Source organism: Paenibacillus sp. MAH-35, from assembly GCF_058135425.1.
Map to the genome: position 1 here is coordinate 130,743 of NZ_JBYUPU010000006.1, position 20,659 is coordinate 151,401.

Sequence of the window (20,659 nt, forward strand, 5' to 3'; positions counted from 1 at the left end):
TCATTTACAGGAGGTGCGCCAATGCCTTTAACGCCATTGGACATACATAACAAGGAGTTCGCCAAACGTCTTCGCGGATATGACGAGGACCAGGTCAACGAGTTTCTTGATCAGATTATTAAAGATTATGAATTGTATATACGTGAAAATAAGGAACTACAAAGCCAGGTAGCGGCGCTTCAGGAGCGGCTCGATCATTTCTCCAATATCGAGGAGACGCTCAGCAAGACGATTATCGTCGCCCAGGAGGCGGCGGACGAAGTCCGGAGCAACTCCAAGAAGGAAGCCCAGCTGATCTTGAAGGAAGCGGAGAAAAACGCGGACCGGATCATCAACGAATCGTTAACGAAGTCGCGCAAAGTCGCCCTCGAGATTGAAGAGCTGAAGAAGCAGGCGTCGATTTACCGGACCCGGTTCAGAACGCTTGTCGAAGCGCAACTCGAGCTGCTTGGCAATGACCAGTGGGATTCGCTGGATTCGGGCGATGACCGCAAATAAATCAGCGTACCTGTCCGGATGGGCTTCAGTTGACTCCCGTTTGCCGACTCGGGTATAATGATGGACGACAGACCGCTATGCAGCGGTTGTTTTTTTGAAGGAGCCCAAAGCGATGACCGGGACAAGTACATTCGGAGAGATGGAGTCAAGCGAGCCGGGGAAGGTGCAAGCCCGGTATCCAGCCGAGTCGAATATCCCCCGGGAGCGTCTCTCGAACGCCGGCGAATGAGCGGTTACTAAAGAGAACGGGAGATCCCGTTACAGATCGTCGAGTGAGCATGTCCGAGAGATATGCCGTATTCATTACGGCCGAATCCGTATGCTTATGAGGGTGGTACCGCGAGAATAACCTCTCGTCCCTTTGTGGACGAGAGGTTTTATGTTTGTTCAGACGATAAAAGGAGTGTACGAAAGATGGATTACGGCAAAACGTTAAATTTGCTGCAGACCGAGTTTCCGATGAGAGGCAATTTGCCCCAGGCCGAGCCGAATATGCAAAAGTGGTGGGAAGAGATCGACATTTACGCGAAGGTGCGCGAGCACCGGCAAGGAAGTCCCAAGTTTATTTTGCATGACGGGCCTCCGTATGCGAACGGGGACATCCATATCGGCCATGCCTTGAACAAAGTATTGAAGGACTTCATCGTCCGGTACAAATCGATGCGGGGGTTCGACGCGCCGTACGTTCCAGGCTGGGATACGCACGGATTGCCGATCGAGCAGGCGATTGCCAATAGCGGCAAGGTCGATCGCAAAAAGATGAGCGTGCTCGAATTCCGCGACTATTGCAAGCAGTATGCACTGAATTGGGTCGAGAAGCAGAAAGGGCAATTTAAACGGCTCGGCATCCGCGGAGACTGGAACGACCCTTACATTACGCTGAAGCCGGAGTACGAGGCCCAGCAAATCCGGGTTTTCGGCGATATGGTCAAGAAAGGGTATATTTACAAAGGACTGAAGCCAGTGTACTGGTCGCCGTCTTCGGAGAGCGCCTTGGCGGAAGCGGAGATCGAATACCGCGAGAAGACGTCCGCCTCGATCTATGTTGCCTTTGATGTGAAGGATGGCAAAGGCAAGCTTCCTGAAGGATCGTCGATCGTAATCTGGACGACTACGCCATGGACGCTGCCCGCCAACCTCGGCATCAGCCTGCATCCGGAATTCGATTATGTACTTGTGGAAACGGACGGTAAATTACTCGTTTTGGCGGAAGGGCTGCTGGAGGCGGTCTCCAAAGAAATCGGCTGGAGCCAAGTCACGACGAAGGCGACGTTTAAAGGTGCGGAGCTGGAGTATGTAACGTGCCGTCATCCGTTCTACGACCGGGAGTCGGTTGTCATTCTCGGCGAGCATGTCACGCTGGAAGCGGGTACGGGATGCGTTCATACGGCGCCGGGGCACGGGGAAGACGACTTTACGGTCGGGCAGAAATACAATCTCGGCGTATTGTGCCCGGTCGACGATCAAGGCAAGATGACTTGGGAGGCTCCCGGCTTCGAAGGCGTATTTTACGATAAAGCGAACAAGCTGATCACCGAGAAACTGGAACAGTCCGGCCATCTGCTTAAGCTGGATTTCATCAAGCACCAGTACGCCCACGACTGGCGGACCAAAAAACCGGTCATCTACCGGGCGACCGAGCAATGGTTCGCTTCGATCGATAAGTTCCGCGGGGAGATGCTGGAGGAGATCAAGCGGGTCGACTGGACGCCGGAGTGGGGCGAAGTTCGCCTGCACAACATGATCGCCGAGCGCGGAGACTGGTGTATATCGCGTCAGCGGGTATGGGGCGTGCCGATTCCGATCGTTTATTGCAGAAGCTGCAACCATCCGCTCGTGAACGATGCAACGATCGAGAAGGTGGCGGGCATCATCGAACGGGAAGGCTCGAATGCCTGGTTCGCTTTGGATGCCCACGAACTGCTGCCGGAAGGAACCCGTTGTCCGGAATGCGGACACGGCGAGTTCCGTAAGGAAACCGATATTATGGACGTCTGGTTCGATTCCGGCTCCAGTCACGCTGCTGTGCTGGGAACGCGTCCGGAGCTGCAATGGCCGGCCGATCTGTATCTGGAAGGCTCCGACCAGTACCGGGGATGGTTCAACTCGTCTCTGATTACAGGTGTGGCGGTCCGCGGTCAATCGCCTTACAAAGGGATTTTGAGTCACGGATTCACGCTGGACGGAGAAGGCCGCAAAATGTCCAAGTCGATCGGAAATACGATTGACCCGAGTCAAGTATGCGGCAAGCTGGGCGCCGATATTTTGCGGCTGTGGGTCGCTTCGGTTGACTATCAGGCGGACCACCGGATTTCGGACAACATTTTAACGCAAATCTCCGAGGGGTACCGCAAAATCCGCAATACGCTCCGCTTCCTGCTGGGCAACTTGTCCGATTACCAGCCTGCGAGTGATCGCGTATCGTATGCGGAGATGAACGAGCTTGACCGATTTGCGGTGATCCGCTTGAACCGGATGACGGATCGGGTGCTGAAAGCTTACGAAAACTATGAGTTCCATGTCGTGTATCAGGCGGTACACCATTTCTGCTCGGTCGAGATGAGCGCCTTCTATCTGGATATCGTCAAAGACCGGCTGTACGTAAGCAGCCAGGACGACGCAGCCCGCAAAGCGTGCCAAACCGTATTATACGAGGCGCTTACGGCAATAACTAAACTGATTGCGCCCATACTGCCGCATACGGCCGACGAAGTGTGGAGATATACCCCGGAGACGGCGGCGGTCAGCGTCCAGCTTGCCGATATGCCGGACGTGCAGACGTCCGTATATGACGCGGAGCTGGAGAACAAATGGGAACAGTTTATGGAAGTTCGCGACGAGGTGCTGAAGGCGCTGGAAGTCGCAAGGAAGGACAAAGTGATCGGCAATTCGCTCGGAGCGCATATCCGCCTGTATCCGGATGCGGAGACCGCGAAGCTGCTCGGACGTCTGACCGGTCTGGATCAGCTGTTTATCGTATCGGCGGTAAGCGTGGAGGAGACGGGAGCACCGGTGCCGGAAACGGCGATGAAGCTGAAAGGACTTGCCGTAGCGGTTGAAGTAGCATCCGGTGAAAAATGCGAACGCTGCTGGGTAGTCAGTCCCGAGGTGGGTACGGATAAAGAGCATCCGTCGCTGTGCGGCCGCTGCGCGCCGATCGTAAAATCGATGTAATGACCCGTCATGGAGAGCCGGCCCGCCGGTTCTCCATGAACGTTATTCGAGTCTATTTCCAAAAGGGGGACCTTGCTTGACAGAGAAGAAGCCGGATGAAACTACGCTGGACAGTGTGAATGAAAGATTGAAGAAAATCGCCGATCAGATGGAAAAAGTTCAAATCGCGGACTACGTGGCGCTGCTGAATCGCCCGAGACGGCTCATCTTCATCAATTTGTACACCGGAATCGCCCGCGGCGTCGGAATCGCCATCGGTTTTACCGTGTTCGCAGCGCTGATCGTCTACTTCCTTCGCATACTCGGAGCGTTAAACCTTCCGATCATCGGCGATTTTATCGCCGATATCGTCAAGATCGTACAGATACAGCTGGAAGGGCGCGCTTATTAAAATGGGGGAGGGACGGGACAGTGGGCAGTAGAACGCCAGATCGGCTAATGGAGTCCAGAATCCAGATCGTTGTACGGATCGGGCTCCAGCAGCGGATCGCCCTCCCGGTTGTCCATATAGTCCCGATACTGCCGATTGCGGATAACCGATACTTGCTCGCCGTACAGATCTGTGGCGATAAAGCTTTCGAAAGATTCGACGAAGCCGTCATTCTCATCGGATTCCGTATACAGCTGATCGTAGTTCCAAACCTCGCGATCCTCGGCCATGGCGGGAGAGTCCGAATTGCCCCAGCTTTCGACGATCTGCCATGCATCTTCTCCGTCAAATCCGTTTTGTCCGGGCAGCTCGTCCAGGCTCGTACGGCCAAAAGGCGGTTCGAGCAGACGCTCCTCTACAGGACGGCGCTGAGATATATCGCGGTCAGGAACATGGTCGATGCAATACTCCGTAGTCGGCATCGCTTCCAGCCGTTCATACGATATGGATTTCCCGCATACCGCACAAACCCCGTAGGCGCCTTCGCTCATCCTCTCCAGCGCATCGTTAATGTCGGCGAGATGGTGTTCCTCGTGCTCGTTCAGCGCAATGTCTTTCCCGCGCTCGAATAGCTCCGATCCGAGATCGGCGGGATGATTGTCATAGGCGGACAGCTCGCCGGTTGTCGCCGCAAGCGGATCGGCGGCGCCAAAATGGTCGTTTTGCTTCAGGCGTTGCTCCAGCTCGTATTTTTCCCGTATGAGTACGTCGCGCAGCGTCTCTCGTTGTTCGCTTGTTAGTCGGTTCACCGGTTGTCGTTCTCCTTCCGTAAGGCAATGTCTGAATCGGAGCGATACGTATATCGTTAGCCATCGGTGCGGAAATAAAACAACCATAATTTATGATTGCGAGAGCCGGATAACGGCGGTTCGCTTCATTGGACGCGCATGCGGCCGCTATGCTACAATGCGAGGTATCGGAACCTAAAGTCGCAGGGAGGACTGCACGTTGATTTATTATATTTATGCGCTTATCGTATTTGTGATCGACCAAGTTACGAAGCGGCTAGTTGTGGTGAATATGAAAGAAGGAGACTCGATCCCGGTGATCGGCGAGTTTTTTCAGCTGACTTCGCATCGGAACCGGGGAGCGGCGTTCGGCATTTTGCAAGAGCAGCGCTGGTTTTTTATTGTCGTTACAACGGTTATCCTGATCGGGCTGATCTGGTATTTGCAGAAGCTTCGCAAAAACGGCGACAAGAAACTGTTGAAAGTCGCGCTGGGATTACTGCTTGGCGGAGCGCTCGGCAATTTTATAGACCGGCTGTTGTTCGGAGAAGTTGTGGACTTTATGCATTTCACTTTCCGGTTTTCGCTGTTCGGCTGGGACGTCGACTATCAATTTGCCATATTCAACGGGGCCGATTCTGCAATCGTAATCGGGGTAGCGCTTATTTTCCTCGATTCTATTCTGGAATGGCGTAAAGAAAGAAGAGGTCTTACTCATGAACAAGGACAAGTTTAAGGAACACGATTCGTCAGCGCAGCAAGTCCTGCCGTTCGAAACAAATTCGGAAGATCCGGATACCGAGGGTCTGCAGGAATGGATCGTCGAAGCGAAGGACTCCGGCGAGCGGATCGACAAATATGTGACCGAATCGTGCGGCGAGGATATCTCGCGTTCGCAAATCCAGCTGTGGATCAAAAATGGGGATGTCGTCGTAAACGGCAAAGCGGTAAAGCCGAACTACAAGCTCGCCGAGGGGGATAACGTCCAGTTGATCGTTCCCGATCCGGTCGAGGTTAGCATCGTTCCCGAACCGATTCCGCTCGACATCATCTATGAAGATTCCGATGTCATCGTAGTGAACAAACCTCGCGGCATGGTCGTCCATCCGGCACCCGGACACTACTCGGGAACGCTCGTCAATGCGCTCCTGCACCACTGCACCGATCTGTCGGGAATTAACGGCATGCTGCGCCCCGGTATCGTACACCGGATCGATAAGGACACTTCCGGTCTGATCATGGCCGCCAAAAATGACAAGGCGCATCTCTCGCTGGCCGCCCAATTGAAAGAACACAGCGTTACGAGAAAATATATCGCCGTCGTGCACGGCAACGTGACCCACGATCAGGGAACGATCGAAGCCCCGATCGGCCGATCCTCGGAAGACCGCAAGATGTATACCGTCACGGACAAAAACAGCAAGCATGCGGTCACTCATTTTATCGTGCTTGACCGGATCGCCGATTACACGCTGATGCAGCTGAAGCTGGAAACCGGACGGACGCACCAGATTCGCGTTCATATGAAGTATATCGGCCACCCGCTCGTAGGCGATCCGATGTACGGGCGCAACAAAGGAAACCCGATCGACGGGCAAGCTCTTCATGCGGGTGTGCTCGGATTCGTTCATCCGACGACGGGGGAGCATCTCGAGTTCGAGGTCGGCCTTCCCGACGATATGACCCATTTGTTGGACGTTCTCAAAACGTTATAATTCCGTAGGCATGCAATGGGAGGAACACTTGTGGAGCATCTGGTCAATTCTGCGGTTCACAATATTCAAATCTCGGGCATACGCAAAATCTCGAATCTGGTGGCCGCCTACAAGGACGTCATCACGCTGACCATCGGCCAGCCGGATTTTCCTACGCCCGCCCATATTATAGAAGCCGGCAAACGGGCGCTCGATCAAAATAAAACGCTGTATACCCCCAATCCGGGGCTGCCGGAGCTGCGTCAAGCGGCTTCGGCTTTTGTCAACCGCAAATACGGGCTCGGCTACGATCCGGATCAGGAAATTATCGTGACGGCCGGAGCAAGCCAGGCGCTCGATATAACGCTTCGGACGATCGTCGGCCCGGGCAGCGAGGTCATTATCCCCGGCCCGATCTATCCAGGCTATGAGCCGATTATCCGGCTCTGCGGAGGAACGCCGGTGTACGTGGATACCCGCAAGACCGGGTTCAAGCTGACGGCCGAGCTGCTGAAGCCGGTGCTGACCGAACGGACGCGCGCCGTCGTCCTCTGTTATCCGTCCAACCCGACGGGGCGGGTGATGGCCGAGGAGGAGCTGAAGGCCGTCGCCGACCTGCTGCGCGGCAAACCGATTTTCATCATCTCGGATGAAATATACAGCGAGCTGATTTATGATGTGCCTCACCGCTCTATCGCTTCGCTGCCCGGGATGAAGGAGCAGACGATCGTGATCAACGGCTTGTCGAAATCGCATTCGATGACCGGCTGGCGGATCGGATTTACGTTTGCTCCCGCGGACATCTCGAAGCATATGGTCAAGGTGCACCAATACAATGTGACGTGTGCCAGCTCGATCAGCCAATATGCGGCGGTAGAAGCGCTAACGGCCGGGATCGACGACGCGGAGCCGATGAAGCGGCAATACAAGCTCCGTCGGGATTTCGTATACGACCGGCTGCAGCGGATGGGGCTTGAAGCGGAGAAACCGGAAGGCGCGTTTTATTTGTTCCCGTCGATTCGCCGCTTCGGATTAAGCTCCATGGAATTTACGATGAAACTGCTGGACGAGGAGCGGGTGGCGGTCGTTCCCGGCGACGCTTTCTCCGAATACGGGGAAGGGTATATCCGGATTTCGTACGCGTACTCGATGGAGCTTCTGGAGCAGGCGATGGACAAGCTGGAATCGTTTGTTGAACGGCTCGGATAAATTTTTTTTGAATCCGTTCATTTTCCTGCAACAATTTTCCGGAAACGCTCGTTAATAGAGTCGGAAAACAATTCTTGGAAAGAAGGGAAAATGAACGATGAACATGACGATGAAGAAGAAATGGCTGATTACAGGGGTAGCCGCCCTCGCATTAACGACAGCACTGTACGCTCAAAGCCTGCCGCGCTTCGGCCCGGGCGAAGTATACGCCGCCGAGCAGTCCTCCAGCGTCAAAAACGTGATTACCGTCAACGGTCAAGGCGAAATGACGGTCGCTCCGGACGTCGCTTACATCAACCTCGGTATCCGCACCGAAGCGGAAACGGCGAAAGATGCCCAAGCGGCCAACGCGGAAGCATACACGAAGCTGCGGGAAGTATTGTTCGACAAGTACAAGCTGCCAGCGAAAGACGTGCAAACATCCGGCTTCAGCGTAAGACCGGAGTATTCGTACTCCGATCGCGGAGAAGCGAAAGTAAAAGGATATAGCGCCACTCAAATGCTTCAGGTGACGTACCGTGACCTCGACAATCTGGGAACGTTCCTCGATGCGGTATCCGCGGCCGGGGCGAATCAGATCGAAGGCGTCCGCTTCAGCACGGAGAAGGGCCAGGAATATGAGCTGCAAGTCATCGAGAAAGCGATGGACAACGCGAAGGCTAAAGCGCAAGCGATCGCCAAGTACGCCGGCAAAGAGCTGAAAGGGATCGTAGCCGTGAATCAAGGCGGCGGAGTCGCCATCCCTTCGGAATACCGCAACATCGAGATGTCCAAAGCGATGATGGATTCCGCAGCCGGGTCTCCGACCAGCATTTCGACCGGTGAGCTGAAAGTAACGACAAATGTGACGGTTCAGTACGAATTCTAAAAGCAGATCGAGTACAGCCTTTGCCCTTGACGGGTGAAGGCTTTTTTGTATTTGCCGAAGCGGGCACGATTTGTTTTAGGTTTGCGGTTGGACGATGGACGATTTGCGAACAGCGATATGAATATTTTAGATTAAATTGTATACTTAATACCATATAGGGTAAGTAAGATGGCCTAATTAAACCGAAGGAATCAAGGAGGAGCCAGAGATGGAAAACAAGCAGGAGCAATCGTTAGAAAATCATCGCAGGTTATACCCGCTGCAGCATTTTGTGCTAATGCCGCTGGGACTTCTCACGTTTTTGGCTGCAATAGGCTTCGTTATTGCGGATGCTGCTTCGGGCTCGCTCGACTGGAAGACGTTCGTCCTGTTTTCCTTAGCTTTACAGACGGTCCTAGTCGGTGTAATAACGCGAAGAAACAGTCTCGTCGTGCAAGATCGCGTAATTCGTGCAGAGGAAGGATTGAGGCACCTCGTATTAACTGGCAAGCCGTTAAGCGGCAAGCTGACGATCCGCCAAATCATCGCCTTGCGCTTCGCATCCGACGAAGAGTTTCCTCAACTGGCGGCCCAAGCAGCCGAATCCGGCCTATCGCCGGCGGATATCAAAAAATCGGTCAAGCAGTGGCGAGCGGATCATCATCGGGTATAGTCCTCAAGCAAAAGAGCGGTTAACCCGGACGGTTAGCCGCTCTTTTGCCGCGTATACCCATAGTCATCTTGATATACCCAGTTTACCGGTCATTGCGGTGCAGGAACGCTTTCACCGCGAAAATCGGCAATACGAGCTGCCGCCGCCAGCGGGAGGGGTTGGAGAGCAGCCGGTACAGCCATTCGATGTTCAGCTTGATCCAGAAGTCCGGAGCCCGCTTCACTTTGCCCGCGAGAATGTCGAGGCTGCCTCCCACGCCCATAACGAGCTTGACGTTCAGCTCCGGCTTGTTGCGGTAGATCCAGCGTTCCGCATGGGGAGCGCCCATCGCCACGATCAGAAAATCGGGGCTTGCCGCAGCAATTTCTTCCACGATGGCGGGTTCCCGGTCCGCTCCGAAGAAGCCGTTATGGCGTCCGGCAATCTTCACGTTCGGATAACGAGCGGCGATCGCTTCGACCGCCTTGCGGTTCGTTTCCTCGTCCGTACCGAGGAAGTAAAACGACCAACGGTCCCGGTTGCCCTGCTCAAGCAGGCGCAGCAGCATATCATAGCCGGTTACGCGTCCGGGGACGGGTTCACCTTTCCACTTGGCAGCTTTCACGATCCCGATGCCGTCTGGCGTGATAATGCCCGCTTCATGTAAAATTTTCATCAGAGACGGATCTTTCGAGGCGGACATCACGATTTCCGGATTCGCCGTAACGACATGATACATGCCGCGTTCGGAACGATTCGCCAGTTCCGTAAAATGCCGGATCGTCTCGTCCAGGTCCATCTTCGAGAACGGCACGCCCATGATCGATACGCGATCCTTTCTCGGATTCGCTACGGACGCCGTCCGACTGTTGGCTCCACTCATGCCGTATCCCCTCCTGAACGCAATCGGCCCGATTTCCAGCGGAAATAATCGGTCACCGTATGAATAGCGACGGGTATCGCCTGCTCGCTCGGTTCAAGCTTGGCGTGGTGCAGACCGTAAGGCGTGTCGACGCCGAGCCAGAACATAAAGCCGGGGATGCTCTCGAGAAAATAGCCGAAATCTTCCCCGGTCATCGCTTCCGAACATTCGATCAGACGGGCGTGACCGGACTTCCCGAGCCATTCCATAAATTCCCGGGTGATCTCCTCTTCATTGTACACTTGACGGTAATTCGACCCGTAATCGATATGTGCCGTACATTCGAAGGAGGCTTCCGTTCCGCGAACGAGCGCTTCGATCCGCTGCTTGACGAGCTGCATCGTGTCCGCGGACAAGGTGCGGATCGTCCCTTCCAGCCGGGCTTTTTCCGCGATTATGTTTTGCTTCGTGCCGCCTTCGATCTTACCGACCGTTACGACGGCCGAATCGAGCGGATTAACGTTGCGGGAGACGATCGATTGGAGCTGAACGAGCAGGTGGGCGGCCGCGACGACCATGTCGTTCGCCCAGTGCGGGTAAGCCGCATGTCCGCCTTTGCCTATCAAATCGATGAACAGCTCCGACGTATTGGCGAACAGGATGCCCGGTCTTGTCGCAATCGTACCGGCCGGGTATTCCGGCGCGATATGCAGCGCGACGATCTGCTCAGGCAGCCAGCCGCGAAGCTCCTCGCTCTCCAGCATCGGCTTGGCTCCGCCAGGGCCTTCCTCGGCGGGCTGGAAAATAACGATCAGATCGTCCGCCATCTCCTGTTCTACGAAATGGGTGAGCACCCCGAGCCCGATCGCCATATGCATGTCGTGCCCGCAGGCGTGCATATATCCCGGATGCTCCGAGCGGAACGCGTAAGAGGTGTCCTCCTCGATCGGCAGCCCGTCCATATCGGCGCGGTAGCCGAATGTGAACTGCGGGTCCGTTCCTTTGACTTTGACGAGAATGCCTGTCCGCCATGTGCGCACCTCGATCCGGTGCTGCGGCAGCTCCCCGATCCGATTCAGCAAGAAGCGCTGGGTTTTAAATTCGGCATAACCGGGCTCCGGGATGCGATGGAGCTGCCGGCGTATGTCTACAAACGTTTGGATCTCCGTACGCATAAGTCCTCCTTAATATTGGAAGCCAGGGGAGGCCCCTGGCTTGTGGTGTGAGAACCGATGATGCAGCTTACAGCTGGCGCAGCTCCTGCATAATTTCCGTCTTCGACTTCGTCTTGTCGTCGACCTTCTTGATCACCCGGGCCGGAGTGCCGGCTACGACCGTATAAGCTTCGACGTCCTGCGTAACGACCGCTCCCGCAGCCACGACGGCTCCTTGGCCGACGCGGACGCCTTCGAGGATGACGGCGTTGGCGCCGACAAGGACGTCGTCTTCGATGACGACCGGCTGTGCCGAAGGCGGCTCGATTACGCCGGCTACGACGGCGCCTGCCCCGATATGGCACATTTTACCGATCTGTACGCGGCCGCCGACGACTACGTTCATATCGATCATCGTGCCGTCGCCGATCGAAGCGCCGATGTTGATGGTGGAGTTCATCATAATAACGGCGTTGTCGCCGATCGTCACTTTATCGCGGATAATGGCGCCTGGTTCGATGCGGGCATTGATGCCTTTCAGATCGAGCAGGGGGATCGCCGAGTTGCGGCGGTCGTTTTCGATTTCGAAATCTTCGATATACGATTTGTTCGTTTCAAGCGCCTCGGCGATTGCCGGCCACTCTCCGAAGAGCACTCCGCTTCCGCCCGAGATAAAGGCACGGACGCCGGAGCCGAAGCTTGCTTGCTCGAGCGCGCCTTTCACATATACTTTTACCGGCGTTTTTTTGACGCTGTTTTTTATAAAGTTAATAACTTCCATCGTGTTCATTTCAGACATGTAAGTGTATTCTCCTTTTCGGCTTGGGAATAACGTCTAAACCTTTTATAGCATAAAAGGAGGGGCGCAATCAATGATGGCGGGCCGCAACGATTCGTCATATTTCCAAACTGAATTGTCGATTGACATCATATGTCGAACGTGAGATAATCGTTTGGAACCAAATAGTGCCTTTAAGCTGGTCCTGTGAGGCTGGCAAGGTGGTCGACGAGAAAGTCGCGATATCGTAACGGACGTGCCGGTTGCGAACATGGTCATACGCGCTCTGGGTGGTTGTGCCTTGAGAACGCGAATGGCTGTTTCGTGCCCCAGCGATGCGGTCGAATCGAACTCCTTGCCCTAGGGCAAGGAGTTTTTTTGCGGGCGGACTCCGTCATCTCCAGAAGCGGTATCGGCACATGGAAAGCCCCGGATGGATCGGGGCGTAATCGGGAGGTAGCAGGCCATGAATCCGGATAAGCTGGTTATAATGGACGAGACGGCAATACGCCGCGCCTTGACGCGCATTGCACACGAGATACTGGAAAAAAATAAAGGCGTGGACGACAGCATTATGGTCGGCATTCGCACACGGGGGATCTATATCGCCAACCGGATCGCAGAACGGATTCGCGACATCGAAGGAATCCCGATGCCGGTAGGCGAACTGGACATCACCTCGTACCGCGACGACCGCGTGCGGCTGAATTCGGTAATGGCCGCCTCGTCGGTGCAAGCGCCGGATATCCAGGACAAGAGAATTATTTTATGCGACGACGTGCTGTACACGGGCAGGACGGTAAGAGCGGCGATGGACGCCCTGATCGACCTGGGGCGCCCGAGATCGATTCAACTGGCCGTCCTGGTCGACCGCGGACACCGGGAGCTGCCGATCCGCCCGGACTACGTAGGCAAAAACGTACCGACCTCCAAGCTGGAGCAGATCGAAGTGAAGATGAACGAAGTGGACCGGATCGACGAAGTCGTCATCATTCAGCAAAGGGGATAACGATTCATGACGAGAACGAACGTAGCTGGCGACAGACACCTGCTTGGACTGAAATCCCTCGGAAAAGAAGAGATTGTAAGCATCCTGGACCGGGCCGCGTACTGGGAAAGCCAGACCCACAAACTATCGCCGGTGCTGGAAGGCAAGTTCGTCGCCAACATGTTTTTCGAGAACAGCACGCGCACGCGGTTCTCGTTCGAGGTGGCGGAGAAGCGGCTGGGCGCGCAGGTGCTGAACTTCGCGGCGGCGGCATCAAGCGTGGAGAAAGGCGAATCGATCTACGATACGGTACGGACGCTTGAATCGATGGGAATCGACGCCGGGGTAATCCGGATGAAGCCGATCGGCCTGCTGGCCGAGCTGGCCGAGAAGATCAAAGTTCCACTGATCAATGCGGGGGACGGCAATAACGAGCATCCGACGCAGGCGCTGCTCGACTTATATACGATTCGCAAGACGTTCGGCGAATTCAAAGGACTAACGGTGGCGATCATCGGCGATATTATGCACAGCAGGGTTGCACGCTCGAATTTGTGGGGACTGCAGAAGATGGGCGCGACTGTGAAGTTTTGCGCGCCGGACAACATGCAGGCGCCCGAGCTGAGCGAATTCGCCGGCTACGTGACGATGGAAGAAGCGCTGCAGGCCGACGTCGTGATGATGCTCCGCGTACAGCTGGAGCGCCATGACAAAGGATTTATCCGCTCGGCCGAAGACTACCGCGCTCATTACGGGCTGACGGTGGAGCGCGCAGGGATGATGAAGCCACATGCGATTATAATGCATCCGGCTCCGATCAACCGCGGAGTCGAAATTGACGACGAACTGGTCGAATGCGACAAATCGAAAATTTTTACGCAAATGAGCCACGGGGTACCGATCCGCATGGCGGTCGTCGAACGGGCGCTGAGCTAACGATAACGAGACGGTCGGCGGCCGGAGCATGACGATCCGGCCGCCGATCCGCAACTACCGATCAGGAGGCGAACCATGGGAACTTGGATCATTAACGGACGCGTGCCGGTACGGGGACAAAACGAGCTGGCCACCCGGCATTTGTTTATCGAAGACGGCAAGATCGCGGCTATCGGCAGCGATGTCCCGGATACGAACGGCCACGAAGTGATTGACGCGAAAGGCAAGCTGGTATCGGCAGGTTTCATCGACATGCATGTTCACTTGCGCGAACCCGGCTTTGAATATAAGGAAACGATCGCAACCGGCACCCGCTCGGCTGCACGCGGCGGGTATACGACGATCGCCTGCATGCCGAATACGAGACCGGTCATCGATAAGGTAGAGACGGTTAAGTATGTGTTGGACAAGGCCGAGACGGAGGGGATCGTCCGGGTGCTGCCTTACGGCTGCATATCCAAAAACCAGCTCGGCCGCGAGCTGACCGATTTCGCAGCTCTGAAGGAAGCGGGAGTCGTCGGTTTTACGGACGACGGGGTGGGCGTGCAAAGCGCCCAGATGATGAAGGACGCGATGGCGCTGGCCGCTTCGATGAACATGCCGGTCATCGCACACTGCGAAGACAACACGCTGGTCGAGGGCGGAGCGGTATCCGAAGGCGAATTCGCCCGCAAGCACGGGTTGAAAGGAATCCCGAACGAATCCGAAGCGATTCATGTCGGACGCGACATTTTGCTCGCGGAAGCGACGGGCGTTCACTACCACGTCTGCCACGTCAGCGCCGAGCAATCGGTAAGGCTGATCCGGCACGGCAAGCAGTTCGGCATCAAGGTCACTTCCGAAGTATGTCCGCATCACCTGCTGTTGTCCGACGAGGATATTCCCGGCGTAGACGACGCCAACTGGAAAATGAATCCGCCGCTTCGCACGCCGAAAGACGTAGAGGCGGTTATCGCAGGGCTTGAGGACGGCACGATCGATATTATCGTAACCGATCATGCGCCGCACAGCGAAGAAGAGAAAGCCCGCGGCTTGCAGATGGCGCCGTTCGGCATCGTCGGTTTCGAGACCGCGTTCCCACTGCTGTATACGAAATTTGTCCGTACCGGACGCTGGACGCTGGAGTTTTTGCTGGACCGGATGACGTCGAAGCCTGCGGAACTGTTCGGACTGCCTTGGGGCGTGCTCGAAGTGGGACGCGAAGCGGATCTGACGCTGATCGATCTGGACACCGAGAAGGCGGTAGAGCCTTCAGAATTCCTCAGCAAGGGGCGCAACACCCCGTTCACCGGCTGGAAGCTGTACGGATGGCCGTCGCTTACGATGGTGGGCGGCAAAACCGTTTGGAGCGAATAACTTCCTTATATAGAGCAAGGTGCAACTAGAAGCAGAAATCATCATGGCATAACGACGAGCAGCACATCGATTGGAGGATGAAAGGATGCAAGCAAGACTATTGTTGGAAGACGGCACGCTTTTCACAGGCAAAGGGTTTGGCAGCGAAGGCGAGTCGGTTGGCGAAGTCGTATTTAACACCGGAATTACCGGTTATCAGGAAGTATTGTCCGATCCGTCCTACTGCGGACAAATCGTAACGATGACGTATCCGCTCATCGGCAACTACGGGATTGCGCGCGACGACTTCGAGTCGATCCGCCCGTTCATCCACGGGTTCGTCGTACGCGAGCATGAAGAGGTGCCGTCCAACTGGCGTGCCCAATATACGATCGACAGTCTGCTGAAAGAATACGGCGTTGTCGGAATCAGCGGCATCGACACGCGGATGCTGACACGGCTGATCCGCCATCACGGGGTTATGAAAGGGTTGATCACCACGTCGAACCGCCCTGTCGAAGAGCTGATGGAGCAGTTGAAGGCGACTCCGCTTATTACGGATCAAGTATCCCGCGTCTCCACCAAGACGGTATTCGGCTGCCCGGGTACGAAGGAGCGTATCGTGCTAGTCGACTTCGGCGCCAAAAGCGGCATCATCCGCGACTTGACCAAACGCGGCTGCGACGTCGTCGTTGTCCCTCAGGACGCGACCGCCGATCAGATCCGCCGACTGGCACCGGACGGCATCCTGTTGTCCAATGGCCCCGGGGACCCGAAAGACGTCCCGCATGCGGTCAAGATGATCGCCGAGCTGCTTGGGGAGTTCCCGATCTTTGGCATCTGCCTCGGACATCAGCTGTTCGCTCTCGCTTGCGGCGCGGATTCGGAGAAGCTGAAGTTCGGTCATCGCGGAGGCAACCACCCGGTTAAAGATCTGATCTCGAACCGCTGCTACATTACTTCGCAAAACCACGGCTACACGGTTAAAGACGATTCGATCGCAGGCACCGACCTGATCGTGACTCATATCAACAACAACGACAAAACGATCGAAGGCTTGAAACATAAAACATATCCCGCGTTTTCGGTGCAATATCATCCGGAAGCTGCTCCGGGACCGTTCGACTCGAGCTACCTGTTCGACGACTTCATCACGATGATTCACAGCTTCAAGGAGCAAAATCCGCGCTCCCCGCGTCAAGCCGAAATCGTGGCTGCACGCGGTGCCGGATCGGACCTCCAGCGGAAAGGGGAACTCGCATATGCCAAAAAATAATGCACTCAAAAAAATACTCGTGATCGGCTCCGGTCCGATCGTCATCGGTCAAGCGGCCGAGTTCGATTATGCGGGAACGCAAGCTTGCCAAGCCCTGAAAGAAGAAGGCATGGAAGTTGTCCTGATCAACAGCAACCCGGCCACGATCATGACCGATACGAATATGGCCGACAAAGTATACATCGAACCGATCACGCTGGAGTTCGTATCGCAGATCATCCGTCAAGAAAAACCGGACGGCTTGCTGCCGACACTGGGCGGACAAACCGGTCTTAACATGGCCGTAGCGCTCGCGAAAGCAGGCGTGCTGGAGAAAGAAAACGTCAAGCTGCTCGGTACGCAGCTGACCGCGATCGAGAAAGCGGAAGACCGCGACCTGTTCCGCGACCTGATGCGCGAGCTGGAGCAACCGGTACCGGCGAGCGTCATCGTAACGACGGTTCCGCAAGCGGTCGACTTCGCCAATGAGATCGGCTATCCGATCATCGTTCGTCCGGCCTATACACTGGGCGGCACGGGCGGCGGTATATGCAACACGGAAGAAGAGCTGGTCGATATCGTATCGTCCGGTATCCGCTACAGCCCGATCGGCCAATGTCTGGTCGAGCGCAGCATCGCCGGCATGAAGGAAGTCGAATACGAAGTTATGCGCGATGCGAACGACAACTGTATCGTCGTATGTAACATGGAGAACTTCGACCCGGTCGGCGTTCATACCGGAGACAGCATCGTCGTAGCCCCGAGCCAGACGCTATCGGACCGCGAATATCAGATGCTGCGTTCCGCATCGCTCAAAATCATCCGTGCGCTTAATATCGAAGGCGGCTGTAACGTCCAATTCGCGCTTGATCCGCACAGCTTCCAATATTATGTGATCGAAGTTAATCCTCGCGTAAGCCGCTCTTCGGCGCTCGCTTCCAAAGCAACGGGTTATCCGATTGCGAAGATGGCAGCCAAAATTGCGATCGGTTATACGCTGGACGAGCTGGTCAACCCGGTTACCGGACAAACCTACGCCTGCTTCGAGCCTACGCTCGATTATATCGTATCGAAAATTCCGCGCTGGCCGTTCGATAAATTTACGAGCGCCAACCGCAAGCTCGGCACGCAGATGAAAGCGACCGGGGAAGTCATGGCGATCGGCCGGACGTTCGAAGAGTCGATTCATAAAGCGATCCGTTCGCTGGAGATCGGCACGCACCGCCTGTTCCTGAAAGGCACCGACCTGCTCGACGTCGATACGCTCGAGACCCGTCTGCGCAAGCCGGACGACGAGCGCCTGTTCCTGATCGCGGAAGCGTACCGCCGCGGCTATACCTTGCAGCAAATTCAAGATTTGACCAGCATCGACTGGTGGTTCCTCGGCAAGCTGGAGGGAATGATTCAGTTCGAGGCGAAGCTGGCGAGCGAGCTGACAAGCGAGCTGCTGCTGGAAGCGAAGCGCAAAGGATTTACCGACCGGGCGATCGCCGAAGTGCGCACGCTGGCCGGAGCGGACTCCTTTACGAAGGAAGCGGACGTTCGCACCTACCGTCTGCAGTCAAACATCAAGCCGGTATACAAAATGGTCGATACGTGCGCGGCGGAGTTCGAAGCGACGACACCGTACTACTACTCGACTTACGAAACCGAAGACGAAGTGCTGGAGACGAGCAAGGAGAAAGTTATCGTCCTCGGCTCCGGACCGATCCGGATCGGACAAGGTATCGAGTTCGACTACTCGACCGTTCACGCGGTATGGGCGATCCAGGCGGCCGGTTACGAAGCGGTTATTATTAACAACAACCCGGAGACGGTATCGACCGACTTCAATACGTCCGACCGGCTGTACTTCGAGCCGCTGTTCTTCGAGGACGTCATGAACGTGATCGAGCGCGAGAATCCGATCGGCGTAATCGTCCAATTCGGCGGCCAGACGGCGATCAACCTGGCGGCTCCGCTGTCTAAAGCGGGCGTTCGCATCCTCGGAAGCAGCCTGGAAAGCATCGACGCAGCCGAAGACCGCAAGAAGTTCGAAGCGCTGCTGCGCGAGCTGAACATCGCCCAGCCTCCGGGAGGCACGGTCACTTCGGTTGACCAAGCGGTCGGTACGGCTTCGCAATTCGGCTACCCGGTTCTCGTTCGTCCGTCCTACGTACTGGGCGGCCGCGCGATGGAGATCGTCTACTCCGACTCCGAACTGCTCAGCTACATGGAATACGCGGTGAAGATCAATCCGGAGCATCCGGTTCTGATCGACCGTTATATGCTCGGCAAAGAAGTCGAGGTCGACGCGATCTGCGATAAAGAAACGGTGCTCATCCCGGGCATCATGGAGCATGTCGAGCGCGCAGGCGTTCACTCCGGCGACTCGATCTCGGTATATCCGCCGCAGTCGATCTCCGAAGAGCTGAAGCAAAAAATCGTCGATATTACGGTGAAAATCGCACGGGCTCTCGAAGTTGTCGGTCTGGTTAACATCCAGTTCGTCATCTTCCAAGATGAAGTCTACGTCATCGAGGTGAACCCGCGGTCGTCCCGTACGGTACCGTTCTTGAGCAAAGTAACGAATATCCCTATGGCGAATGTGGCGACACGCGTCATCATGGGTCAAACGCTTGCCGACATGGGCTACGAAACAGGTCTGTGGCCGGAAGACGATCACGTATCCGTCAAAGTGCCGGTGTTCTCGTTCGCCAAGCTGCGCCGCGTAGAACCGACGCTCGGTCCGGAGATGAAGTCGACGGGCGAAGTGATGGGCCGCGATCTCAATTTCGCCAAGGCGTTGTATAAAGGATTTATCGGCTCCGGTATGAAAATTCCGCCGACCGGCGCGTTGATCGCGACGATCGCGGATAAAGATAAAGAAGAAGCGATTGAGCTGTTCCGCGGATTTTTCGAGCTCGGCTACAAAATCGTCGCTACCGGCGGCACGGCCGACGCGCTCGAAAAGGCGGGCTTGCGCGTAGAACGCGTCAACAAGCTGAGCGAAGGCTCGCCGAACATTCTCGACTTGATCCGCAACGGCGAAGCTCACTTTGTGGTCAATACGCTGACCAAGGGCAAAACGCCGGAGCGCGACGGCTTCCGCATCCGCCGCGAGGCGGTCGAGAACGGCGTCGTCTGTATGACATCGCTGGATACGGTACGGGCGCTGCTGCACGTGCTGAACACGATCAACTTCTCGTCGCGGGCGATGCCGAACGTACACCTGTCCGCTTCGAAGTAAGCGGATTGCAGGCAGCTGGGCTGTAGTTGTAGCGTGTACCGGCTGCCGCAACCGAATAGGAACGAACTGGAGGCCGGTTTCCCGACTATGCAAGCGAGTCGGAGACCGGCTCTCATATGACCTTATATCCGTTAAGGAGGGCTTCGAACTTGAAATCGAACAGGAATCCGGCAGAACGGATCATCGTCGCACTCGATTACCCCGATGCGGCGGGAGCCGAGTCGCTGCTTCGCCAGCTGGAAGGCATTCCTTGTTATATGAAGGTGGGCATGGAGCTGTTTTATGCGGCTGGACCGCAATTCGTGCACCGGCTGAAGGAAGCGGGCTACAACATATTTCTCGACCTGAAGCTGCACGATATTCCGAACACGGTCAAGGGCGGTTCGGCCAGCGTGACGCGCCTCGGAGTCGATATGTTCAACGTGCATGCTGCGGGAGGCGCCGCGATGATGGAAGCGGCGCGGGAAGGCGTGGAGCAGGCGATGTCCGGCCGTCCCGGAGCGGCGAAGCCGATTCTGATCGGAGTCACCCAGCTTACCAGCACGAGCCAGCATGTGCTGAACGACGAGATCGGCATCGCAGGTTCGATCGAAGAAGCGGTGCTCCGGTATGCGTCGCTGGCCAAGCAGTCCGGTCTTGACGGCGTAGTAGCTTCGCCGCTTGAAGTGACCCGCATCAAGGAACGCTGCGGTACTTCGTTCGCCACCGTGACCCCCGGCATTCGTCCGGCGGGCGCCGCGATCGGAGACCAATCGCGCGTCATGACGCCGCAAGACGCCTTCGCGCAAGGCACCGACTATATCGTCATCGGCCGTCCGATTACGGGAGCGGCAGACCCGCGCCAGGCGCTTGAACAGATTATCGAATCGATAACGGGATAAGGAGAAGAT

General features: G+C 56.0%; 18 protein-coding genes and 1 other annotated feature. Of the genes, 14 read left to right on the forward strand and 4 right to left on the reverse strand.

The window, feature by feature from the left end:
* The first annotated feature begins 21 nt into the window (after window positions 1–21).
* The 3 genes from AC3Y2E_RS08550 (at window position 22) to AC3Y2E_RS08560 (ending at window position 4,063) form a co-directional block, all read left to right on the forward strand.
* On the forward strand, window positions 22–498 hold the full coding sequence (locus tag AC3Y2E_RS08550; protein ID WP_332073020.1) for a DivIVA domain-containing protein: 477 nt from the start codon (window positions 22–24) through the stop codon (window positions 496–498).
* Window positions 499–601: 103 nt separating this feature from the next.
* Window positions 602–862 (forward strand) — a binding site (T-box leader).
* A 50-nt stretch (window positions 863–912) separates the two neighbouring features.
* A complete protein-coding gene (ileS, locus tag AC3Y2E_RS08555; protein ID WP_379209141.1) occupies window positions 913–3,672 on the forward strand; it encodes an isoleucine--tRNA ligase in 2,760 nt (919 codons plus the stop codon).
* Window positions 3,673–3,778: 106 nt separating this feature from the next.
* The gene (locus tag AC3Y2E_RS08560; RefSeq protein WP_379209454.1) at window positions 3,779–4,063 is read left to right on the forward strand and encodes a DUF5665 domain-containing protein; all 285 of its coding nucleotides are present in this window, start codon (window positions 3,779–3,781) and stop codon (window positions 4,061–4,063) included.
* A 44-nt stretch (window positions 4,064–4,107) separates the two neighbouring features.
* Here the strand turns inward: AC3Y2E_RS08560 and AC3Y2E_RS08565 are convergent, their stop codons facing one another.
* Complete coding sequence (locus tag AC3Y2E_RS08565; RefSeq protein ID WP_379209143.1) at window positions 4,108–4,851, reverse strand: TraR/DksA C4-type zinc finger protein; 744 nt, start codon at window positions 4,849–4,851, stop codon at window positions 4,108–4,110.
* A gap of 199 nt (window positions 4,852–5,050) precedes the next feature.
* On the opposite strand from AC3Y2E_RS08565, the gene lspA reads away from it, so the two are divergent.
* The 5 genes from lspA to AC3Y2E_RS08590 all read left to right on the forward strand — a co-directional run bounded on the left by lspA (window position 5,051) and on the right by AC3Y2E_RS08590 (window position 9,253).
* Entirely contained in the window at window positions 5,051–5,566 is a 516-nt protein-coding gene (gene lspA / locus AC3Y2E_RS08570; protein ID WP_190926195.1) for a signal peptidase II, read from the forward strand.
* The gene (locus tag AC3Y2E_RS08575) at window positions 5,547–6,545 is read left to right on the forward strand and encodes an RluA family pseudouridine synthase (RefSeq protein ID WP_332073017.1); all 999 of its coding nucleotides are present in this window, start codon (window positions 5,547–5,549) and stop codon (window positions 6,543–6,545) included. The genes lspA and AC3Y2E_RS08575 overlap by 20 nt, the downstream gene beginning before the upstream one ends.
* A 30-nt stretch (window positions 6,546–6,575) precedes the next feature.
* Entirely contained in the window at window positions 6,576–7,733 is a 1,158-nt protein-coding gene (locus AC3Y2E_RS08580; RefSeq protein ID WP_379209146.1) for an aminotransferase A, read from the forward strand.
* A gap of 97 nt (window positions 7,734–7,830) precedes the next feature.
* Window positions 7,831–8,601: an SIMPL domain-containing protein gene (locus AC3Y2E_RS08585; RefSeq protein ID WP_332073015.1), complete on the forward strand. Its 771-nt coding sequence runs from the start codon at window positions 7,831–7,833 to the stop codon at window positions 8,599–8,601.
* A 208-nt stretch (window positions 8,602–8,809) separates the two neighbouring features.
* A complete protein-coding gene (locus AC3Y2E_RS08590; RefSeq protein WP_379209149.1) occupies window positions 8,810–9,253 on the forward strand; it encodes a DUF6526 family protein in 444 nt (147 codons plus the stop codon).
* 82 nt (window positions 9,254–9,335) lie between these two features.
* On the opposite strand, the gene AC3Y2E_RS08595 is transcribed toward AC3Y2E_RS08590, so the two are convergent.
* The 3 genes from AC3Y2E_RS08595 to dapD all read right to left on the reverse strand — a co-directional run bounded on the left by AC3Y2E_RS08595 (window position 9,336) and on the right by dapD (window position 12,047).
* Complete coding sequence (locus AC3Y2E_RS08595) at window positions 9,336–10,115, reverse strand: WecB/TagA/CpsF family glycosyltransferase (RefSeq protein ID WP_379209151.1); 780 nt, start codon at window positions 10,113–10,115, stop codon at window positions 9,336–9,338.
* Entirely contained in the window at window positions 10,112–11,269 is a 1,158-nt protein-coding gene (locus tag AC3Y2E_RS08600) for an N-acetyldiaminopimelate deacetylase (RefSeq protein ID WP_379209153.1), read from the reverse strand. Before AC3Y2E_RS08600 ends, AC3Y2E_RS08595 begins: the two co-directional genes overlap by 4 nt.
* Window positions 11,270–11,336: 67 nt before the next feature.
* Window positions 11,337–12,047: a 2,3,4,5-tetrahydropyridine-2,6-dicarboxylate N-acetyltransferase gene (dapD, locus tag AC3Y2E_RS08605; protein WP_332073011.1), complete on the reverse strand. Its 711-nt coding sequence runs from the start codon at window positions 12,045–12,047 to the stop codon at window positions 11,337–11,339.
* A 445-nt stretch (window positions 12,048–12,492) separates the two neighbouring features.
* Here dapD and pyrR point away from each other — a divergent pair, with 445 nt between their 5' ends.
* The 6 genes from pyrR to pyrF all read left to right on the forward strand — a co-directional run bounded on the left by pyrR (window position 12,493) and on the right by pyrF (window position 20,650).
* Window positions 12,493–13,035, forward strand: a complete 543-nt coding sequence (pyrR, locus tag AC3Y2E_RS08610) for a bifunctional pyr operon transcriptional regulator/uracil phosphoribosyltransferase PyrR (protein WP_332073010.1) — start codon at window positions 12,493–12,495, stop codon at window positions 13,033–13,035.
* Window positions 13,036–13,041: 6 nt separating this feature from the next.
* On the forward strand, window positions 13,042–13,950 hold the full coding sequence (locus AC3Y2E_RS08615) for an aspartate carbamoyltransferase catalytic subunit (protein WP_379209156.1): 909 nt from the start codon (window positions 13,042–13,044) through the stop codon (window positions 13,948–13,950).
* A gap of 75 nt (window positions 13,951–14,025) precedes the next feature.
* Window positions 14,026–15,306, forward strand: a complete 1,281-nt coding sequence (gene pyrC, locus AC3Y2E_RS08620; protein WP_379209158.1) for a dihydroorotase — start codon at window positions 14,026–14,028, stop codon at window positions 15,304–15,306.
* Window positions 15,307–15,391: 85 nt separating this feature from the next.
* On the forward strand, window positions 15,392–16,561 hold the full coding sequence (gene carA, locus AC3Y2E_RS08625; RefSeq protein ID WP_379209160.1) for a glutamine-hydrolyzing carbamoyl-phosphate synthase small subunit: 1,170 nt from the start codon (window positions 15,392–15,394) through the stop codon (window positions 16,559–16,561).
* Window positions 16,548–19,769, forward strand: coding sequence for a carbamoyl-phosphate synthase large subunit (gene carB / locus AC3Y2E_RS08630; RefSeq protein WP_379209163.1), 3,222 nt, complete (start codon window positions 16,548–16,550; stop codon window positions 19,767–19,769). The genes carA and carB overlap by 14 nt, the downstream gene beginning before the upstream one ends.
* Before the next feature lie 149 nt (window positions 19,770–19,918).
* Complete coding sequence (gene pyrF / locus AC3Y2E_RS08635) at window positions 19,919–20,650, forward strand: orotidine-5'-phosphate decarboxylase (RefSeq protein WP_379209165.1); 732 nt, start codon at window positions 19,919–19,921, stop codon at window positions 20,648–20,650.
* Window positions 20,651–20,659: the final 9 nt, after the last annotated feature.